We start from the raw sequence: 19,792 nt of genomic DNA, 5'->3' as shown, positions 1-19,792 counted from the left end.
GTCATGATAGAATTTGTCAAGTTGCAAGAATGTCACCTTGAACAAGTGCTAGGTTGGAGAACGAAAGCTGCTGTCACTCAATATATGTACAATGATATCGAGTATAATTTAGAAAATCAGATAAAGTGGTATGAGACAATTTCCCAATCAAACTCGGAAAAGTATTGGGTTATATCAATTAAAGGTCTTTTGGTAGGTTTAATTTCGTTGAACGGAATCGACCAAAAGAATAAAAGGACTAGCTGGGGTTACTACATCGGAGACGAGCAATACGGAATATATGGGGGGATTATTCCCCCTTACTTATATAATTATATATTTTATGAACTGAATTTTAATAAAATTACGGCTGAAGTGATGGAAGGAAACGAGAACATCATGAAAATCCATAAGCTGCATGGATATCGAGATGTTGGCGTTTATCAACAACATGTGTTTAAGTATCAAAGGTTTCATGATGTTTATGTTATGGAGCTAACTAAGTCACAGTGGGAACTGAAGTCAAAGCTATTCAAGAATTATAAAGGCCGGTTTGAGGAATAGATGAACATCAGGAGGCGATTGCGATTAACCGATTATTGAAAATTATAAATGAAATGTTCGAGGAGTCCGGCAGACAACAAATAAGCAGCATAGAAAGTTCAATGCATTTAAGAGACGACTTAAACATGGATTCTCTTATGTTAGCCGAGTTAACGGTTCGGATCGAAGCAGAGTTTGAAGTCGATATTTTCGAGAACGTCATTGTACAGACGATCGGGGAGATCATTTCGCAGATTGAAGGGAAATAACCTATGGAATCTATTTTTCTAGTTCACGGGGAGCATCAATATACGTTTAACAAGTTAATTGAGGATTTGAATAGTAAACGACATTGTAGCCCTTACTTATACATCGAACATAACGAGCCGTATGATATATTCTTATCGATCATCCATAGCCTGGTATACGATTATTCCCTTGAACTACTGGATGGAGACTTCTCAGAACAAGAGCTCGAAAACATCGGTATAGAGAAGGCAATGTTATCAGTCACTGTTGAAGTGGATCTCCAGCTTAGAGTTATGGATAGGAACGATTTGTTCCATCGGATAAAACAAAATAAAAAGTGGACTTTGACCTTATATACCTCTGGTACAAGCGGTCGACCAAAGAAGGTAAGCCATACCTTCAATACGTTAACTAGGAATATTAAAGTAAATGATAAGTTTGATGGGGCTATCTGGGCGTTTGCTTATAACCCAACCCATATGGCTGGATTGCAAGTGTTTTTCCAATCTCTGCTCAACGGCAATACGATGATTTATTTTTTTGACGAGCAACCCAAGAACTATCCTCAGTTATTAGAGAAGTACTCAATTACGCATATTTCGGCCACGGCTACGTTTTATAGAAATGCTATACATTATTTTCATAACCAAGTCTATCCCAGCGTAGGAAGTATAGCATTCGGCGGTGAAAAATATGATTCGGCTCTAGAGAGCGCATTCAAGCAAATCTTTCCTCGGGCTGTAATTAGAAATATATATGCATCTACGGAAGCGGGGAGCTTGTTTGTCGCTAGAGGCAATATATTCTATATCTCGGAATCGATTCGTCCCTTTGTAACTATAAGAGAAAACCAATTATTCATTCATCGGGCACTGTTGGGAGCATCAGAGTCTTTGGTATTGGACGGTGAATGGTTTAATACGGGTGACCTTGTGGAGCAACTTGATAGATTTAGTTTCAAGTTTCTATCGCGTCAATCGGATCTTATTAACGTCGGCGGTTACAAAGTAAATCCGATAGAAGTCGAGAACATATTGATGAAGGTTCCGGGCGTTGTTGAAGCGCTGGTGAAAGGCAAAGAAAACAGCGTAACAGGCATGATTCTTGTAGCGGATATCGTGAAAGAACATGGTCTTGAAGAGAAAGATCTCAAAAAAACGATCAAACAGGCAGCATCGCTACAATTGCAGGAATGGAAAGTGCCTCGGATCATTACGTTCGTGGAAGAAATTTTGACTACCAGAACGGGAAAGAAGGCTAGAAAATGAAGTGGATTATAGTTACGGGGGATTCCAAGGGGCTCGGGGAAAAGACCGTTAGCCAAATCCTCTCGGAAACAGACTATGGAGTGATAGGGATCAGCCGATCGGCAGGGGACCTGTCCGAGAAGCTTATGGAAGAATACCCCGAAAGATATAAACGCCTAGCCTTCGATCTGTCTGACTCGAGTGGAATCAAACAGTTGTATATGCAGCAAATCCGCAAAATAGGACCGATATACGGACTGGTGAATAATTCGGCATCGGCTTACGATGATATCGTTTCCAACCTGAACTTGGAGCAATTGGAGAAAATGTTTCACGTTAATGTATTCTCCGCAATGAATCTAACTAAGTATGCAATAAGAGATATGCTGCTAAATCACGTTGAAGGGTCTATCGTACATATCTCGTCTGTAAGCGCGCATACGGGATACAAGGGATTGAGCATGTATGCGGCTAGCAAAGGTGCAATAGAAGCATTTTCGCTTAATGTTGCTAGGGAATGGGGCAGCAAGGGGATACGATCCAACTGCGTAGTTCCGGGATTCATGGAAACGGCTATGAGCGCTTCTTTAACTTCAGAACAGAAGGATCGTATTTACAAAAGAACTTCGTTGAAAAGAGATACGGACGTGGAAAGCGTAGCAAATACGGTATTGTTCTTGCTTTCGGAGAAGTCGCGTTCAATAACGGGAACGGTTATACATGTAGATAACGGCACGATTTAGAACAAGTGTTTCTATATATTTGATATATTCTAAATGAGAGTTCGAAAGGTTGGTTAGCTAATGAACATCCTACTCACCGGCGGAGCCGGATTTATCGGAAGATGGGTTGTCAAGAGGTTGCTAGACGATGGGCATGCCGTCTGGATACTTGATGATCTATCCAACGGACGCGAAGTAAATATCGAAGAGTTCAGTAGCCATCCCGGTCTTAAATCCTTCGTACATGGTTCATTGCTGGACGAGACTTTATTAGCTGATCTATTTGCTACGAATTCGTTCGATATATGTTATCACCTAGGCGCGTCAATCAACGTACAGGATTCAATCGATAATCCCCGTACGACCTTTAATAACGATACGATCGGCACGTTCTATATTCTTGAGCAATGTCGCAAGCATCGAGTCAAAGTCGTCTTCATGAGCACATGCATGGTTTATGACCGTTGCAACGATGATACGGGCATTACCGAAGCTCATCCGATTAAACCTGCTTCTCCTTACGCAGGCGCTAAGATTGCCGCAGAGAACATGGTGCTATCCTATTATTACGCTTATGGGCTTCCGACGGTCGTCATCCGGCCTTTCAACACCTACGGTCCGTTCCAGAAGACGGGCGGGGAGGGCGGGGTAGTCGCGATTTTCATCAAAAACAAGCTGGCGGGCAAAACTCTCAATATTTATGGCGAGGGTAAGCAAACCCGGGATTTGCTGTATGTGGAAGATTGCGCGCGTTTCGTCGTAGAAGCGGGGTATTCCGATCAAGTCAACGGTGAGATCGTGAATGCGGGTTTAGGTCGCGACATTACAATTAATGATCTAGCGGAGCTCATCGTCGGGGATAAAGCCCGAATTGCTCATATTGAGCATATTCACCCGCAAAGCGAGATCCAAAAGCTTCTATGTAGCTATGAAAAAGCGAATCACCTTCTTGGTTGGAATCCGGAAGTCACATTGGAAGAGGGAATTCGAAGAACGGAAGATTGGATTCGTATGACCAATCTGATTTAGTAGAAACGGATATGCTTTTTATTTCTCGATGAGGTCTAAAGAAAGATATGAAAAAAGTTATTATTTATGGCATCGGAAGTGGATGCAATCGTGTGCTTCATCATCTTAAGGAAGATGTTATTATCGTTGCTTATACTGATAGTTATCAGGCGGGACAATTGTATAAAGGCATGAAGGTACTTCCTCCGCTTCATGCTGTTCAACTAGATTATGATTATATTCTAGTTGCTAGTTCAGCTTTTTCCGAGATAAGTAAGCAGCTAGTAACGCTCGGTGTAGAGGAATTTAAGATTCTTCCGGCTGTTGATTTTGTAATGCATAACAATATACCCGAAGAACTCTATAAAACAACAATTACTGGACTTTCGTATGCTAAGGGAATCTTGAGCCATCAGTTAGCACAACCCGCAGCAAATCTTGCTGCACCTTCTCAAGATTTGTTCATGGATTACTGTTGGCTGGAATCTTATCTGGACCGTTGTAAAGAATATAATTTCAAACCAAAGACGGCAGTTATCGGTTTGGCCTACTATAGCTTTGATTATGATTTATTCAAAAGTAATTTTATAAACCAACCATCGAGATCATTAGTTGGTTTATACAGCAGATTGAATTTGATTCGAGATAAAATTAAAGAACATTCTTTAGATAGATTTATATTAGCAGACCAACATTGTGAAACCTTTATGCGTGAAATTCATGAGTTAAAATCTTTGTTTCAGTTGAAGGAAGTCGATGATACTTCTTGTTTTAGAGTTGGTCAAAATTTAGAGATAGCTAGGGAAGAACTTGGTCGTAGACATTCAAATAGGAGTTATAAGGAAACCGTAGAGGAAAACATCGAAATACTTTCTAAGTATTTATCTTTACTTAGTGAAAATGAGATAAAACCTATAGTTATTATCAGTCCTCAGCTTAAGGAGTACCGAATTGGATTTGGTGATAAAAAAGCGGATGAGTTTAAGAATATAGTTTGGGGAATTCAGCAGCAGTTTGATTTTCAAATGATCGATTTATATGATAGCTCTGACTTTAATTACAATTACTTTGCCGACTACGATCACTTGAATACCAATGGATATCTCAAATTAACTAATATATTAAATGAAGTTATAGCCTTAAAGTGATTCTACGATACTAGAGAGGTGGTAAAACTGTTGCACTGCCATCACCGTCCGAAAAGAACGTCTTTTCTTCCCTACGGCAAGCAATCCATTGATGAGGATGACATCCAAGCCGTCGTTAACGTTTTAAGAAGTGACTTCATTACGCAAGGCCCTTCTATTGAGCGGTTTGAACGTAAAATAGCGGAACACGTTGGGGCGAAATATGTCGTAGCCTTCTGTAATGGAACAGCGGCATTACACGGGGCTTGTTTCGCGGCGGGAATCGCGCCCGGGGATGAGGTTATTACAACGCCGATCACATTCGTGGCAAGTAGTAACTGCGTGTTGTATTCCGGCGGAACTCCGATATTCGCGGATATCCGTCCTGACACTTATAATATTGATCCGGATGAGGTCGCCCGTAAAATCACCCCTAAAACTAAAGCAATCATAGCTGTGGATTTTAGCGGGCAACCGGCGGAAACAGACCGATTGTCAATGCTTGCGCATGATCACGGCTTGGTGCTCATACAAGATGCCGCGCATTCGATTGGAGCCTCTTTCGGAGGTCGAAAAGTCGGATCACTAGCGGACATGACGATGTTTAGCTTTCATCCCGTTAAGCATATCACTACGGGTGAAGGAGGCGTCATTGCAACGAATAGCGAAGAGTATAGGAATCGGTTATTGATGTTCCGCAGTCATGGGGTTACGAAAGAACCTGAGCAGATGGAGCGTAATGACGGACCCTGGTACTATGAAATGCAAACTTTAGGCTACAACTACAGAATGACGGATATCCAAGCTGCGCTAGGCGTTTCTCAGATGGACAAGCTCGATCGTTTCGTTGCACGACGTAGAGAAATTGCTGCACAATACAATCAAGCATTCTCGGAAAACGAAGGTATTACGATTCCGTATCAACATCCTGCAGCGGAGTCTAGTTGGCATTTATATGTCATCAGGTGGAATCAAGGAACGGATCGAGCGAAAGCTTTTGAGGAGCTGCGTAGTCGCAATATCGGGGTTCATGTTCATTATATTCCCGTCTATAATCAACCGTATTATAGGGATCTCGGATATGAGCAGAAACAATGCTTACACGCCGAAGCATATTACGAGGAAGCGATGTGTCTACCGCTTTTTCCGGGAATGACTGACGATGACGTACAAGATGTCATATATGCGATTAAAGAAGTCTTACGAGGATAAATAATCGTTTACGAGCACACTCTGTATCCGCTTACAAAAAATCATTGACACCAATCTTTACCTGATGTTATATTCGAAATGTGGGCTAGGCATAAATGCTTACGTCTAACGTCATTTGAATATGAAGGGAATGTTTAACACATGCAAGGTAAAGTTAAATGGTTTAACGCGGAAAAAGGTTACGGCTTCATTGAAACAGAGCAAGGTGGCGACGTGTTCGTTCACTTCTCCGCTATTCAAATGGACGGTTACAAAGCTCTTGAAGAAGGCCAAACGGTTGAATTCGATATCGTTCAAGGAGCTAGAGGCCCTCAAGCAGCTAACGTTACTAGAGTGTAATCATTCCGGCGCATCCGCGTCGAACAATCATACAAGATGTGGATTACATGTAGCAATGTTTGCCACGTGCCCTGGAGAAATCCAGGGTTTTTTATTTTAAAGCTCCACCATCGTAACAATTTAGTCAAATATTCTGATAATTCAAATTTATTTTTGGAATGTTTTGAAACGTCAGCCCAGTGTGTGTTATCATAGAGTCATGCAAAGGAGGAGTGCCCCATGAAATACAACATTCGTGGTCAGCGTTTGGAAGTGACAGATGCTCTTCGAGAGTATGTGGAGAAGAAGCTGAGTCGACTGGAGCGATATTTTGAAGCACCTCCCCAATCTGATGTAAATGTAACCCTAAGCGTTACGAAAGGCCAACAAGCCATCGAGGTTACGATCCCTCTTCCAGGAGCGCTATTGCGGGCGGAGGAGAAACGCGAGGACATGTACGCATCGATTGACTTTGTAGTGGACAAACTCGAACGCCAAATTCGCAAACACAAAACGAAAATTAATCGCAATTTCCGTGAAGCCGGATCGGCAAGAGCTCTCTTTAAGGAAGACTTCGGCAATGGCAGCGGAGTTACGACGCTTGCCAGGGATGAAGAGGACGACCTCGAGCTCGTAAGGACGAAGAGATTCAATCTGAAGCCGATGGACGTGGAAGAAGCGATTCTCCAAATGAATCTGGTAGGTCATAACTTCTATGTATTCGCCAATACGGAGTCGAAGGAAGTCAGTGTCGTGTATCGTCGGAATGACGGGAAGTACGGGTTAATCGAATCCGCTGAATAAACTAATAAAACGTAAGCCTCGGCCGCTCATAGCCGGGGCTTTTTTGCGAATTGTATAATCGTTCGAACTGCATAGGTAATGAGCTGAAGGGGTTATACCCGAAAATATTGCTTAACCATCTAAATCATGATACGATCAATCTAGTTAGATATCACGGACGTGAAGCACACGCCGCTCGTTCTCCTAATCGGAGAATTGGGCGGCTTTTTCTGTTCACTTCATTTGTCCGCATCTGTTATAATTCTTTTAAGGAGCTGGTCCAATGGATGAAACGAAGGAAATCTTGTTGGCAATTAAACATGTCGTTGAAGTCATGGATGCGAAAATTACCGGGATTCAAAAGGATGTCGCAGTACTGAAAGAAGACGTCGCAGTACTGAAAGAGGATGTTGCAGTACTGAAAGAGGATGTTGCAGTACTGAAAGAGGACGTTGCGGTACTGAAAGAGGATGTTGCGGTACTGAAAGAGGATGTTGCAGTACTGAAAGAGGACGTTGCGGTACTGAAAGAGGACGTCGCCGTTCTGAAGACAGACGTAGCCGTCCTGAAAGAGGACGTCGCAGAATTGAAATCTGGTCAAGGCAGACACGATCGAGTACTAGAAACGTTAGCTCTTCATTCTTTAGAGCAAGAAACGATTATCCGGAAAATGCAACGGACCACATAAAGCAACTACGGCAAGCGTTCTCCATCGCAATTTCATAACCAAATAAATACTGCCGAACCAAGAAGCTTCTGCTCCCTATGCGGCAGTTTTTTTTGTACCCAAAACCCGCATTATTGTTGTTTTTCTTAACCTCCTTCCATTTCCAGATTCCCTTCCTTGCCCCAATTTCCCCAAACTGATAAAATGAGAAGATGTTGTTAGACCCGCGAGAGAGAGGGGTACATCCTATATGTTGGGACTTGTCAAAAAAATATTCGGAGATGCTAATGAACGTGAGGTGAAACGGCTCCTTAAAACCGTTGAACAGATTAACGGTTTGGAGTCATCAATCACCCCGCTGAGCGACGATCAGCTTCGCGCGAAGACGGATGAATTCCGTGGCCGCATCGCCAAAGGCGAGTCCTTGGATGACATTCTTCCAGAGGCGTTCGCAGTCGTAAGGGAAGCTTCCAAGCGCACGCTGAACATGCGCCATTTCGACGTACAGTTAATCGGGGGCATGGTTCTGCATCACGGCAAGATCGCCGAGATGAGAACCGGTGAAGGGAAGACGCTCGTCGGTACCTTGTCCGTGTACTTAAATGCGCTGCAAGGCGAAGGCGTACACGTTATCACGGTCAACGACTATTTGGCGCAACGCGATAGCGCACTTATGGGACAAATCTATTCCTTCCTTGGCATGACGGTCGGCTGTAACCTTCACGGGCTTTCCCATGAAGAGAAACAAGCCGCTTACGCGTGCGATATTACTTACGGTACGAACAATGAATTCGGGTTCGATTATTTGCGCGATAACATGGTTCTTTATAAGGAACAAATGGTGCAGCGTCCGCTTCACTACGCGATCATCGATGAAGTGGATTCCATTCTCGTCGACGAAGCACGGACTCCGCTCATTATTTCCGGCCAAGCCCAGAAATCGACGGAGCTCTATTACGCCGCCGATCGTTTGGTTAGCCGGCTTACCGATACCGAGGATTTCACAGTCGATATCAAATTGCGCAGCGTAGCCCTAACCGAAGCAGGGGTTACGAAGGTAGAACGCGCTTTTAACATCGAGAACTTATTCGCGCATGACAACGTGACGCTTAACCACCACGTCAATCAAGCGCTACGTGCTAGATATATTATGAAACGCGATGTCGACTACGTCGTTCAAGAAGACGAAGTTATTATCGTCGATGAGTTTACCGGACGTTTGATGGCCGGCCGTCGCTATAGCGAAGGTCTGCATCAAGCGATCGAAGCGAAGGAGCAGCTCACGGTTCAGAACGAGAGCATGACGCTCGCCACGATCACCTTCCAGAACTACTTCCGGATGTACGGCAAGCTTGCCGGCATGACCGGTACTGCGAAAACCGAGGAAGAGGAGTTCAAACGGATCTACGGCTTGGACGTTATCCAAGTGCCGACGAACCGTCCGATGATCCGTAACGACATTCCGGACGTTGTCTACAAGTCCGAGAACGGCAAGTACCGCGCGGTCGTCGAAGAAATCGTAAGACGGCATTCGACGGGACAACCCGTCCTCGTGGGTACCGTATCGATCGAGAATTCCGAGCGCATCTCGGATATGCTTAAGAAAAAAGGCGTCGCTCACCAAGTATTGAACGCCAAGTACCATGCCGAGGAAGCCGCGATTATCTCCAACGCCGGTCAATATAACACCGTTACGATCGCGACCAATATGGCCGGTCGCGGTACGGATATCCATCTTGGAGAGGGCGTAGCCGAAGTCGGCGGCCTTCATATCATGGGAACGGAACGCCACGAATCCCGCCGGATCGATAACCAATTGCGCGGACGCGCGGGTCGCCAAGGGGACCAAGGTTCGTCGCAATTTTATCTGTCGATGGAAGACGAGCTGATGCGCCGTTTCGGAGCGGACAATATTATGGGCATGATGGAGCGCCTCGGTTTCGACGAGGATTCTCCGATCGAGAGCAAGCTGATCTCGCGCGCGATCGAATCCGCGCAGAAGCGCGTCGAAGGCAACAACTTCGACACCCGCCGCATCGTGCTTCAGTACGATGACGTCATCAACCTGCAACGGGAGAAAATCTACGGAGACCGCCGCGCGATCCTGAATTCGGACAACATCCGCGACGTAATTACGGGCATGATTCGTTCCGTCATCACCCGCGCGGTGGACAGCCATTGTTCGGATAACGACGTTCCCGAAGATTGGGATATGGATAGCCTCGTCACTTATGCTCATCAACATTTCTTGCCGGAAGACCGGTTAAGCAAAGATGATCTGTGGGGCAAGGAAAAAGAAGAAATTATCGAGTTTCTCGTCGAGGGAGTCGATAAGCTGTACGATGAGCGCGAAGAATCGATCGGTATGGAAACGATGCGCGAATTCGAGAAGGTCGTCGTTCTCCGCGCCGTAGATAGCAAATGGATGGATCACATCGATTCGATGGATCACCTTCGTCAAGGGATTCATCTCAGGGCGTACGGCGGTAACGATCCGCTTCGCGAATACCAATTCGAAGGACATAACATGTTCCTCTCCATGATCGAACGGATCGAAGAAGAGATCACGATGTACATCATGAGAGCTCAAGTTCAGACGACGCCTAAGCGCGAAGCGGTAGCGGAAGGCCAAGCGGTCGATTCGAAAGCCGAGGAAGCGCCTAAGAAACCTAAGACCCGCAGCGCCAGCGCTGTAGGCCGTAACGATCCGTGCCCATGCGGTAGCGGCAAGAAATACAAATTGTGCCACGGTCGCATAGACTGATTCGCAAGCACAAGATTTTATGAGGTGATTTCAACATGTTCGAGCTAGACGTATCCGTTAAGCAAGATCTTCGTGGGAACGCGAAGCGACTTCAGCAACTCAGGGGGTCCCTTTGACTTAGATCTGAAGAAAGAACAGATCGAGAACTACGAAGTGAAAATGAGCGATCCGAACTTCTGGGACGACAACGAGAAAGCGCAAACCGTCATCGGCGAGATGAACGCGATCAAAGCGATCGTCGATCAATTCGAGGGTTTGGCGAACGAATGCCAGGACTTGCTGGATATGCTCGAGATTCTTGAAGAAGAAGCGGACGAATCGATGGCGACGGAATGGTCGGAGAGCGTCACGGGGTTAACGGCCAAAGTCGATTCCTTCGAGCTTCAGTTGCTGTTAAACCAACCGTACGACAAACTCGACGCCATCCTGGAGCTGCATCCGGGTGCCGGGGGTACCGAGTCTCAGGATTGGGCGCAAATGTTGTACCGGATGTATACGAGATGGGCCGAGAAGCGCGGCTTCAAGGTTGAACTGCTCGATTATCTTCCGGGCGACGAAGCGGGGATCAAGAGCGTAACGATCCTTGTCAAAGGCCACAACGCCTACGGCTACCTCAAGGCGGAGAAAGGCGTGCACCGACTGGTTAGGATATCTCCGTTCGACGCTTCGGGCAGACGGCATACTTCATTCGTATCTTGCGATGTCGTGCCGGAGATCAATGACGATATCCAGATCGAAATCCGTACCGAGGATTTGCGAGTCGATACGTACCGCGCTAGCGGTGCGGGCGGACAGCACATCAACAAGACGGATTCCGCGATTCGGATTACGCATTTACCGACGGGGATCGTCGTCGCTTGCCAAACGCAGCGTTCGCAGATTCAGAACCGCGATAAGGCGATGAAGATGCTCCAGTCCAAGCTATACGAGCTCAAGATTCAGGAGCAGCAGAAGGAATTGGCCGAGGTTCGTGGAGAACAGATGGATATCGCATGGGGCAGCCAGATCCGCTCCTACGTTTTCCACCCGTACAGCATGGTCAAGGATCACCGTACTTCCGTGGAAACGGGTAATATCGGCGCGGTAATGGACGGCGATCTAGATTCCTTTATCGACGGTTACTTACGTCATCAGATTAAGCAGGAAGTCCAATAAACACATAGCGATTCACGACGCTTCTCGCACCTATCCGGTGCGGGAAGTTTTTTTCTTTACTCGAAGATCATTACCGACTATAACTAAATAGGAGAATGTTACATCGAGTAGAAAAGGGGAACATAAGTGAGCAGGATTTGGAAATTCAATTTGTTTTTATTGGCTCTCATTATCATTGCGATTTTATATGTCATGTTCATGAACAAAAGCGAGGAAGTTGCGCCTGCTCCAAAACCCGTAATTGCAGTCAAGCCTTCAGTTGAAATCATAGAACAAGGCGAAAGTATTTATGGATATACTAGCACGGGGGAAACGCCGCAAGGTGACAGTGAGAGGGTGTATTTCGCTAAAGCGTTAACGATAACCAATCCTCATGATTTTCCGATCACGATTATCGGCGCAATAAACGATACGTACGATACGTCGGATTCCCGAATTTCCTCGGACGAGGGGTTTGGGTTTGTAACGCGTCGCACGTTAGCTCCGGGGGAAGTTGCTCATGTGGCCGGTACCGTTTACCTTAGCGAAATTAACTTCCGCGAGGATTTTGGTTCAAGCGAGATTACTTTCGATTTGGTTAAGGAGGAAGGTGCGAGCGTTCCTTATACAAATCTGGATACACTAAGCACGAGTTATCGATTCGAGGATGCGGATCCGGGAAATACTCTGTTGAAAATCGATGCCGAATTCGGTAATTCTTCTACCTTAAATGTGGACACGTCAAAACTGCAATTCGTCGTGTACTTTTATGATTCAAATGGAACTCTTATTGGTGGCGATACGAAAACTTATATCACTTATACCCCTGAAAGAATCAGACCGGGAGAGCAGAAACAAATTTCATTCGACGGAGCCTTGCTGGGAAGAGAATTATCACGGGACGTCGGTTCTATTAAAGTGTTTGCAGGCTGCGGAAATTGTAAAGCATGATCGCTTGGCGTAGATGCGGGAGATGAGGAGAACGGATGACTGGAAGCGATAACCCGAATAGATCCATACCGACATTATCGAGCAAAAGGGCAAAGCCCAAGCTTACGCCGCGTTTGAGGATGGTTTTCAGTTATTTCCTTATGCTGCTCGGAAGCTTCATTGTGGCGGCTAGTTTTAATTTGTTTCTGCTGCCCAATCAGATCGCTTCGGGCGGCGTGTCGGGCATTTCCGTCATTCTCGATACGTTAGCGGACGTTCCCCCTGCTTATTCGCAATGGGCGCTCAATATTCCGTTCTTCATCGCCGGCGTTGTCGTATTGGGCAGGCCGTTCGCGGTTAAGACGGCGGTGGGTTCGGTCGTGCTGCCATTATTCGTATTATTAACCTCTAACTGGACGCCTCCGACCCATGATCCGCTGCTCGGTTCCTTATATGGAGGGCTTGGAGTCGGGCTTGGTCTGGGGCTAGTCTTCCGAGGGAGGGGCTCGACGGGCGGACTGTCCGTGGCGGCTCAGATTCTTCAACGCTTGATCGGGATTCGAATCGGTCTTGCGGTCGCCTTATTGGACGGACTCGTTATTCTCTCCGCAGGATTGTTCATCTCTCTCGAGAATGCGCTGTATGCGCTAATTGGATTATTCGCAACGAGCAAAACGATCGACCTCATCCAAACGGGGTTCGAGAATTCCAAGGCGGCGTTCATTATTTCCAAACATCCGGACTTGGTATCGAACGCGATCTTGCATGAATTAGACCGGGGGCTTACAAGACTGCATGGAGTCGGCGGATATACGGGCGATGACCGTCCCGTCTTGCTGGCGGTGGTCGGACAGAATGAAGTGGTGCGATTGAAGCTGCTTGTCCGGGATGCGGATCCGGATGCATTCGTCATTATTACCAACGCGGCGGAAGTGTTGGGGGAAGGGTTTCATGACGAACGGCATCTATAGTAATAATCAGCTTTATTTTTGAATCGGACCATTGAATAAATAATACTTTGAATGTATAATAATACATAACTTATCAATCGGTGACTTCTTTTTTCCTTAAAAAGCATAGCCGCTTGGCTATAATCCTAGCTTTCATTCCCGTTCGTTATTAGGTACAATGAGGATGGTTTTGCCAAAAAGCGAAAGTTCAAAAAGCAAACATTTTTGAACGACTTTCATAAAAGCAATAAGTACGCTATGTCTGGGGGAATCGTTATGAATTCATCTTCAATCCGCGCGGCGATCGTCGGGTCTACCGGCTATGGCGGCGTCGAACTTATTCGTTTACTGCAATCGCATCCTAAAGTCACCGTTACGTCGGTCATTTCCTCCTCCGCTTCGGGCACTCCGATCGCGGAAGGGTTTCCTCATCTGACGGAAATCCGCACGGACCTGCTCGACGGGATCGATGTTGATCTCATCCGTTCGAAGGCGGATGTCGTATTCCTGGCGACGCCGCACGGCATAAGCATGAAGTTGGTTCCCGAGTTTCTCGAAGCGGGACTTAAGGTCATCGATCTATCCGGTGATTTCCGCTTGAAATCGGGCGAAGTGTATCAACAATGGTATAAGCACGAGCCGGCTGACGCGGAACTCGTTCAACGGGCCGTCTATGGGCTTGCAGAAGTATACGGCGAGCAGGTCGCGAAATCCGACTTCATCTCCAATCCCGGCTGCTTCACGACGACCGCGCTGCTCGGACTGTATCCTGCCGTGAAGGCCGGCTGGATCAATCCCGACAGCATCATTATCGATGCCAAATCCGGAGTATCCGGAGCGGGACGAGGCTTGAGTTTAGGCGCTCATTATTCCGAAATCAACGAAAATTTCAAGGCTTACAAAATAAACAAACATCAGCACACCCCCGAAATCGAGCAAGTTTTGTCCGAAGCGGCCGGACGTCCGGTCATTACGACTTTCACGACGCATCTCGTGCCAATGACGAGAGGAATTATGTGCACGATGTACGCGAGCCTCACCGAGAAGCGGTCGAGCGCGGATTTCGTTGAGCTGTATCGTCAATTTTACGAAGGGCGCAAATTCGTCCGCGTGCGTCAGGATGGCAAATGGCCGGCGACGAAGGAAGTATTCGGCACGAACTACTGCGATATCGGCTTCTCGGTCGACGAGAGAACCGGGCGCATTACTTTTATTTCGGTCATCGACAACCTGGTTAAAGGCGCGGCCGGCCAGGCTATTCAGAATTTGAACTTATTGATGAACTGGGACGAGACGCTCGGACTTCAGTTTACCCCGGTTTACCCTTAATTCGCGGACGAGAGGAACGACGGACAATCATGGGAAATAAGCGTTATGAGATCGTGGAAGGCGGAGGCGTTACGACGCCTAAAGGCTTTAAGGCCGGAGGCCTTCATTGCGGTTTGAAAAAAACGGATCGGCACGATCTGGGCGTTATCGTATGCGAGGTACCGGCTGCTTCTGCTGCCGTATATACGACGAATTTGTTCCAAGCGGCACCGCTGCTGGTCACCCGGGAAGCTCTTGGCGAGGGAGGTATTCTCCGCGCGGTTGTCGTGAACAGCGGCAACGCCAATGCCTGCACGGGAGCGCAAGGCGAAGCGGATGCGCGCGCGATGCAAGCGAATACGGCGGAAGCGCTCGGCGTAAGCAAGGATCAAGTGGCGGTAGCGTCTACCGGCGTGATCGGCGAGTTGCTCAAGATGGATCGCGTGAACTCGGGCATCGAGAAGCTGCCTGCTAAGCTGCGAAACGATATTCAAGGCTCCGACGATTTCTGTCAAGCGATTCTGACGACGGATCTCGTGAAAAAAGTCAGCTGCGTAACCTTGACCGTAGATGGACGGCAAGTGACGATAGCGGGCGCGGCCAAAGGCTCGGGAATGATTCATCCGAACATGGCGACGATGCTCGGGTTCGTCACGACGGATGTTCGTATCGGCGCTTCGCTTCTGCAAGAGCTGTTACGCGAAGTGACGAATGTCAGCTTTAACATGATCACCGTGGACGGCGACACGAGCACGAACGATATGCTGGTGGCGATGGCAAGCGGTTTGGCCGAGAACGCGGAGTTGACGCGAAGCCATCCGGATTTCGCGGCATTCGCAGACGGCTTGAGGCATGTTTGCTCGGAGCTCGCCAAGGCGATTGCCCGCGATGGAGAAGGCGCGACGAAGCTGATCGAGACGACGGTCGTCGGCGCGGCAACTGACGAAGCGGCGCAAGCGATCGCGAAGACCATTATTGGATCCAGCTTGGTGAAATCGGCCGTATTCGGCGCGGATGCCAACTGGGGACGCATTATTGCGGCAGTGGGCCGGGCGGGACAGCCGGTTAACATAGCAACTGTAGACATCCGTTTGGGGGATATCCTCGTGCTGGAGCAATCGCGGCCGATCCCTTTTGACGAAGCGATAGCATTAGAGTATTTAAAAGGCGATACCGTCGGCATCAACGTGAACCTGAACATGGGCAGCGGGCAAGCGACGGCATGGGGCTGCGATCTCACCTACGATTACGTGCGCATCAACGCCGCATATCGGACGTAAGGGAGCGGATACGCATGAGTAAACGACGATTTGTCATGAAATGCGGCGGCAGTACGTTAGCGGCGCTTCCGGATGCTTTTTTCGAGGATTTGCGGGATTTGCAAGCAGGCGGCACGCAGCCCGTCATCGTGCACGGCGGCGGTCCGGCGATTAACGAAACGCTCGGCAAGTTGGGGATCGAAAGCCGGTTCGTCAGCGGACTTCGCGTCACGGACGAAGCGACTCTCGACGTCGTCGAGATGGTGCTGGCCGGACGCATTAACAAGGAAATCGTACGCAAGCTGCAACAGAACGGCGCCAAGTCCATCGGGCTTTCCGGTACGGACGGCAAACTGATCGAGGCTAGGCCGGTCGCCAACGCGCATGAAGTCGGGCTAGTCGGCGACGTTACCGGCGTGAATGCTTCTCTTGTTGAAGGCATCATCGAGCTCGGATACTTACCCGTGATCGCTCCGATCGGCATAGACGACGCGGGCCAACGGTACAACATCAATGCGGATACGGCAGCGGGCGCGGTGGCTTCCGAACTGGGCGTGGATACGATGATCGTCGTTACGGACGTTCCGGGCATCATGCGCACGGTAAACGGGGAGAAGGTCGTGCTTCCGCAGGTTACTTTTGCAGACATAGAAGAAATGATTCGAACCGAAGAGATTTACGGCGGCATGATTCCGAAAGTCAGGGCGGCGATGAGCTGCTTGCACGGCAACGTGAAGGAAGTGCTGATCGTGGACGGTTCCGCGGAACGCGTGCTAAGCCGCGCGGTAACGGAAGGCAACATCGGAACGAGGATCGTAAGGTCTTAAGTGTGCGAGAATCATAATCGGTTGAAAAAAGGAGAGAGCGAAATGAGCGACAGCGCGTTGTTTCAGACGTATGCGAGGTTTCCGATTACTTTGGTGAAGGGGAAAGGAAGCCGCCTGTGGGACGATCAAGGGAAAGAATATCTTGATTTTATGGGCGGCTTGGCCGTAACGAACCTTGGGCATGTTCCGGATGCCGTTAAGAACGCCCTCGTGGACCAGTTGGATCAACTGTGGCATATGTCCAATCTGTTCAGCAATCCCAACCAAGAGAAAGCGGCGAGACTGCTCGTGGATAACAGCTGCGCCGACGCCGTATTTTTCTGCAACAGCGGCGCCGAAGCGAACGAGGCGGCGATCAAGATCGCGCGTCGTTATCACCAGAAGGTGAAGGGAAACGGCCGTTACGAGATCATTACCTTTAACCAATCGTTCCATGGCCGGACTTTGGCGACTTTGACCGCTACGGGACAAGAGAAAGTGAAAGAAGGCTTCTTGCCGTTGCCGGAAGGCTTCAAGCACGTGCCTCTTCATGATATCGCGGCTTTGGAAGCTGCCGTTAACGATAAAACGGCTGCTATTATGCTGGAGCTCGTGCAAGCCGAAGGCGGCGTTATCCCCGTCGATCAGGACTTCTTAAGGGAAGTTCGCGCGCTGTGCGATCGCCATGGCATTCTCTTGATTTTGGATGAAGTTCAGACGGGTATGGGACGTACGGGTAAAATGTTTGCTTATGAGCATTACGACGTCGAGCCCGACGTATTCACGTTGGCGAAAGGCATCGGAAGCGGCTTCCCGGTCGGCGCGATGCTGGCGAAAGCCCACTTGAAGCCGGCATTCGTGGCGGGTGCCCATGCGACGACGTTCGGGGGCACTCCGATTGCGATGGCAGCGGTAGCGGCGACGATCGAAACGATGCTGAAGGAAAACGTGGTAGAACGCGCGGCTGAAGCTTCCGAGTACTTAATCGGACAGTTGCAAGAGAAGCTTGAAGGATTGCCGAATGTCGATCAAGTACGCGGCAAAGGCCTCCTGATCGGAATTCTGTGCAACGTTCCTGCCGGCGAAGCCATTGCGGAATTGCACAAACGCGGGTTGCTGGTCGTCCCGGCGGGTCCTAACGTCATTCGCTTGCTCCCTAACCTTCTCGTGACCCACGAAGAGATCGATACGGCGGTCGGCCTGATCGCTTCCGTGCTTACGGAACAGGCCGCGGCCAAGACGGTCGGTTCTTGAGAAGACGCATTCTGACATTCTGAATCGTCGCTGACTTAAACGTTCCCTCGCCATCGAAGGACGGTAGCCAGGGCTAGCGCATTAGACTTGTTTTGCTGCTAAATGCGTATAACGGTTTAAATCCAGCGAAAATTCGCTGCTGTAACGGTCCTTTTCAACGTAAGGCCGCCTACAGTCCGTCGATTGATCGTACATTGCCAACCTGTCATGCGTTAGTTTCTAACGGCTGCCACAGACGCTATTTAGTCGAAAATAAGGGTTTTAAAATTCTAACGGAGCTGAACGCCTCTATCTATGCTCAAATGGCATGTTTTCACTGGAATACACTTAAATAAGAGCGCTCATTTCCGTTAGATTTTGAGAAGTACCTTTTTGAGCAGAATAACGGCTGCTGCTTCCGTTAGATGGAAGCTAAACTCGTGTAGTGATCCTAAAATACTAAGCGATTCGATTCCTAATGCGATTGCCCTGCGGCGTTGCCGTTAAGCCTGACACTTAACCATAGAGGAGGGGTTGCCATGCCTACGGCTGCAAACCTGGAACAAATAGCATTGCAACTGAAAGGCCGCGATTTTCTAGGCCTTGTCGATTATTCGCCCGAAGAAATCCGCTACCTGCTGGATTTGGCGATAGAGATCAAGCGCAAGCACAAGGCAGGAGAGGCGTACCAGCCGCTTAAGGGCAAGTCTCTCGGCATGATTTTCGAGAAGTCGTCCACGCGTACTCGCGTATCGTTCGAAGTCGGCATGTACCAATTGGGAGGCCAAGCGCTGTTCCTTAGCCGTAACGACATTCAGATGGGACGAGGCGAGACGATTCTCGACACGGCTCAAGTCATGTCCCGCTACTTGGACGGGATGATTCTGCGCACGTTCGGTCACCGCAACGTCGTGGAGCTGGCGCGCGGAGCGACCATCCCGGTCATCAACGCGTTGTCCGACCAATCGCATCCTTGCCAAGCTCTTGCCGACTACCAGACGGCATTGGAGCATAAAGGGAAGCTGGAAGGGCTTAAAGTCGCCTACATAGGCGACGGCAACAACGTGCTTCACTCACTGATGATGGGCGCGGCTAAGCTTGGCATGCACTTCGCCAGCGCATCTCCGGAAGGCTACGATCCGGACGAACGTTCCGTGAAGTCGTCGATCGAAGCAGCGGCGGAAACGGGCGGCAGCGTACGGATTTTGCGGGATGCCCGAGAAGCGATCGAAGGCGCGGACATCGTATATACGGACGTCTGGGCGAGCATGGGGTTCGAGGAAGAGCAGAAGGAACGCGAGAAAGCGTTCAAGAACTATCAAGTGAACGAAGCGCTCGTCAGCCATGCGAAGCAGGATTATCTCTTCATGCACTGCCTGCCCGCGCACCGCGGCGAGGAAGTGACGGAAGGCGTCATCGACGGCAAAAACTCCGTCATTTTCGACGAAGCCGAGAATCGCCTGCACGCTCAGAAAGCAATCATGGCCGCGATTATGTAATCACGGATCTCGCCGCGTTAACCCGCTTGCAGCGGCTTAAACAGTCCGAACATG

The 19,792-nt window shown here is 48.6% G+C and carries 19 protein-coding genes; all 19 read left to right on the top strand.

All coding sequences use genetic code 11. The annotated features are described in order from the left end of the window. The first annotated feature begins 3 nt into the window (after window positions 1–3). The 19 genes from pseH (at window position 4) to argF (ending at window position 19,738) form a co-directional block, all read left to right on the top strand. Complete coding sequence (pseH, locus tag HH215_RS19835) at window positions 4–543, top strand: UDP-4-amino-4,6-dideoxy-N-acetyl-beta-L-altrosamine N-acetyltransferase (RefSeq protein WP_169281467.1); 540 nt, start codon at window positions 4–6, stop codon at window positions 541–543. A gap of 53 nt (window positions 544–596) precedes the next feature. Continuing rightward, entirely contained in the window at window positions 597–791 is a 195-nt protein-coding gene (locus HH215_RS19830) for an acyl carrier protein (RefSeq protein ID WP_169284483.1), read from the top strand. A 3-nt stretch (window positions 792–794) separates the two neighbouring features. Next, window positions 795–2,039, top strand: coding sequence for an ANL family adenylate-forming protein (locus tag HH215_RS19825; protein ID WP_169281466.1), 1,245 nt, complete (start codon window positions 795–797; stop codon window positions 2,037–2,039). Further along, window positions 2,036–2,761, top strand: coding sequence for an SDR family NAD(P)-dependent oxidoreductase (locus HH215_RS19820; RefSeq protein WP_169281465.1), 726 nt, complete (start codon window positions 2,036–2,038; stop codon window positions 2,759–2,761). Before HH215_RS19825 ends, HH215_RS19820 begins: the two co-directional genes overlap by 4 nt. A gap of 60 nt (window positions 2,762–2,821) precedes the next feature. Then, a complete protein-coding gene (locus HH215_RS19815; RefSeq protein WP_169281464.1) occupies window positions 2,822–3,769 on the top strand; it encodes a dTDP-glucose 4,6-dehydratase in 948 nt (315 codons plus the stop codon). Window positions 3,770–3,816: 47 nt separating this feature from the next. Beyond that, window positions 3,817–4,896, top strand: a complete 1,080-nt coding sequence (locus tag HH215_RS19810; RefSeq protein ID WP_169281463.1) for a nucleoside-diphosphate sugar epimerase/dehydratase — start codon at window positions 3,817–3,819, stop codon at window positions 4,894–4,896. 18 nt (window positions 4,897–4,914) lie between these two features. Continuing rightward, window positions 4,915–6,087 carry a UDP-4-amino-4,6-dideoxy-N-acetyl-beta-L-altrosamine transaminase gene (gene pseC, locus HH215_RS19805; RefSeq protein ID WP_254450152.1) on the top strand — a complete coding sequence of 391 codons (1,173 nt, stop codon included), beginning with the start codon at window positions 4,915–4,917 and terminating at the stop codon, window positions 6,085–6,087. A gap of 141 nt (window positions 6,088–6,228) precedes the next feature. Further along, complete coding sequence (locus HH215_RS19800; protein ID WP_115993872.1) at window positions 6,229–6,426, top strand: cold shock domain-containing protein; 198 nt, start codon at window positions 6,229–6,231, stop codon at window positions 6,424–6,426. Window positions 6,427–6,645: 219 nt separating this feature from the next. Beyond that, window positions 6,646–7,209, top strand: a complete 564-nt coding sequence (gene hpf / locus HH215_RS19795) for a ribosome hibernation-promoting factor, HPF/YfiA family (protein WP_169281462.1) — start codon at window positions 6,646–6,648, stop codon at window positions 7,207–7,209. Between the two features lie 262 nt (window positions 7,210–7,471). Continuing rightward, the gene (locus HH215_RS19790; protein ID WP_169281461.1) at window positions 7,472–7,876 is read left to right on the top strand and encodes a hypothetical protein; all 405 of its coding nucleotides are present in this window, start codon (window positions 7,472–7,474) and stop codon (window positions 7,874–7,876) included. 229 nt (window positions 7,877–8,105) lie between these two features. After that, window positions 8,106–10,619, top strand: coding sequence for a preprotein translocase subunit SecA (gene secA, locus HH215_RS19785; protein WP_169281460.1), 2,514 nt, complete (start codon window positions 8,106–8,108; stop codon window positions 10,617–10,619). Between the two features lie 35 nt (window positions 10,620–10,654). After that, window positions 10,655–11,774 (top strand): peptide chain release factor 2 gene (gene prfB, locus HH215_RS19780; RefSeq protein ID WP_217362227.1). Its coding sequence is split into 2 segments (ribosomal slippage): window positions 10,655–10,732 and window positions 10,734–11,774, totalling 1,119 coding nucleotides; the frame shifts between segments, so codons are not numbered across the junction. 126 nt (window positions 11,775–11,900) lie between these two features. Then, window positions 11,901–12,704 (top strand): hypothetical protein, encoded by an 804-nt coding sequence (locus HH215_RS19775; RefSeq protein WP_169281459.1) that lies wholly within the window; start codon window positions 11,901–11,903, stop codon window positions 12,702–12,704. 35 nt (window positions 12,705–12,739) lie between these two features. Then, complete coding sequence (locus HH215_RS19770; RefSeq protein ID WP_174887631.1) at window positions 12,740–13,654, top strand: YitT family protein; 915 nt, start codon at window positions 12,740–12,742, stop codon at window positions 13,652–13,654. Between the two features lie 255 nt (window positions 13,655–13,909). Beyond that, window positions 13,910–14,962, top strand: a complete 1,053-nt coding sequence (gene argC / locus HH215_RS19765) for an N-acetyl-gamma-glutamyl-phosphate reductase (protein WP_169281458.1) — start codon at window positions 13,910–13,912, stop codon at window positions 14,960–14,962. 29 nt (window positions 14,963–14,991) lie between these two features. Continuing rightward, window positions 14,992–16,221 carry a bifunctional glutamate N-acetyltransferase/amino-acid acetyltransferase ArgJ gene (argJ, locus tag HH215_RS19760; RefSeq protein ID WP_169281457.1) on the top strand — a complete coding sequence of 410 codons (1,230 nt, stop codon included), beginning with the start codon at window positions 14,992–14,994 and terminating at the stop codon, window positions 16,219–16,221. Between the two features lie 14 nt (window positions 16,222–16,235). After that, window positions 16,236–17,027 (top strand): acetylglutamate kinase, encoded by a 792-nt coding sequence (gene argB, locus HH215_RS19755; protein WP_169281456.1) that lies wholly within the window; start codon window positions 16,236–16,238, stop codon window positions 17,025–17,027. Between the two features lie 42 nt (window positions 17,028–17,069). Then, window positions 17,070–18,260: an acetylornithine transaminase gene (gene argD, locus HH215_RS19750; protein WP_169281455.1), complete on the top strand. Its 1,191-nt coding sequence runs from the start codon at window positions 17,070–17,072 to the stop codon at window positions 18,258–18,260. 518 nt (window positions 18,261–18,778) lie between these two features. Further along, complete coding sequence (gene argF, locus HH215_RS19745) at window positions 18,779–19,738, top strand: ornithine carbamoyltransferase (protein ID WP_169281454.1); 960 nt, start codon at window positions 18,779–18,781, stop codon at window positions 19,736–19,738. Window positions 19,739–19,792 lie beyond the last annotated feature (54 nt).

The sequence above is a fragment of the Cohnella herbarum genome, from assembly GCF_012849095.1.
Classification (GTDB): Bacteria; Bacillota; Bacilli; order Paenibacillales; family Paenibacillaceae; genus Cohnella; species Cohnella herbarum.
Note: the sequence above shows the minus strand (reverse complement) of the source record. Positions and strands in the feature narration are given on the sequence as shown.

Excerpts from the sequence above, each read along its gene's own strand:
- pseH (WP_169281467.1), top strand. The coding sequence starts at position 4 with ATGATAGAATTTGTCAAGTTGCAAGAATGTCACCTTGAACAAGTGCTA.
- HH215_RS19830 (WP_169284483.1), top strand. The coding sequence starts at position 597 with ATGTTCGAGGAGTCCGGCAGACAACAAATAAGCAGCATAGAAAGTTCA.
- HH215_RS19825 (WP_169281466.1), top strand. The coding sequence starts at position 795 with ATGGAATCTATTTTTCTAGTTCACGGGGAGCATCAATATACGTTTAAC.
- HH215_RS19820 (WP_169281465.1), top strand. The coding sequence starts at position 2,036 with ATGAAGTGGATTATAGTTACGGGGGATTCCAAGGGGCTCGGGGAAAAG.
- HH215_RS19815 (WP_169281464.1), top strand. The coding sequence starts at position 2,822 with ATGAACATCCTACTCACCGGCGGAGCCGGATTTATCGGAAGATGGGTT.
- HH215_RS19810 (WP_169281463.1), top strand. The coding sequence starts at position 3,817 with ATGAAAAAAGTTATTATTTATGGCATCGGAAGTGGATGCAATCGTGTG.
- HH215_RS19800 (WP_115993872.1), top strand. The coding sequence starts at position 6,229 with ATGCAAGGTAAAGTTAAATGGTTTAACGCGGAAAAAGGTTACGGCTTC.
- hpf (WP_169281462.1), top strand. The coding sequence starts at position 6,646 with ATGAAATACAACATTCGTGGTCAGCGTTTGGAAGTGACAGATGCTCTT.
- HH215_RS19790 (WP_169281461.1), top strand. The coding sequence starts at position 7,472 with ATGGATGAAACGAAGGAAATCTTGTTGGCAATTAAACATGTCGTTGAA.
- secA (WP_169281460.1), top strand. The coding sequence starts at position 8,106 with ATGTTGGGACTTGTCAAAAAAATATTCGGAGATGCTAATGAACGTGAG.
- HH215_RS19770 (WP_174887631.1), top strand. The coding sequence starts at position 12,740 with ATGACTGGAAGCGATAACCCGAATAGATCCATACCGACATTATCGAGC.
- argC (WP_169281458.1), top strand. The coding sequence starts at position 13,910 with ATGAATTCATCTTCAATCCGCGCGGCGATCGTCGGGTCTACCGGCTAT.
- argJ (WP_169281457.1), top strand. The coding sequence starts at position 14,992 with ATGGGAAATAAGCGTTATGAGATCGTGGAAGGCGGAGGCGTTACGACG.
- argB (WP_169281456.1), top strand. The coding sequence starts at position 16,236 with ATGAGTAAACGACGATTTGTCATGAAATGCGGCGGCAGTACGTTAGCG.
- argD (WP_169281455.1), top strand. The coding sequence starts at position 17,070 with ATGAGCGACAGCGCGTTGTTTCAGACGTATGCGAGGTTTCCGATTACT.
- argF (WP_169281454.1), top strand. The coding sequence starts at position 18,779 with ATGCCTACGGCTGCAAACCTGGAACAAATAGCATTGCAACTGAAAGGC.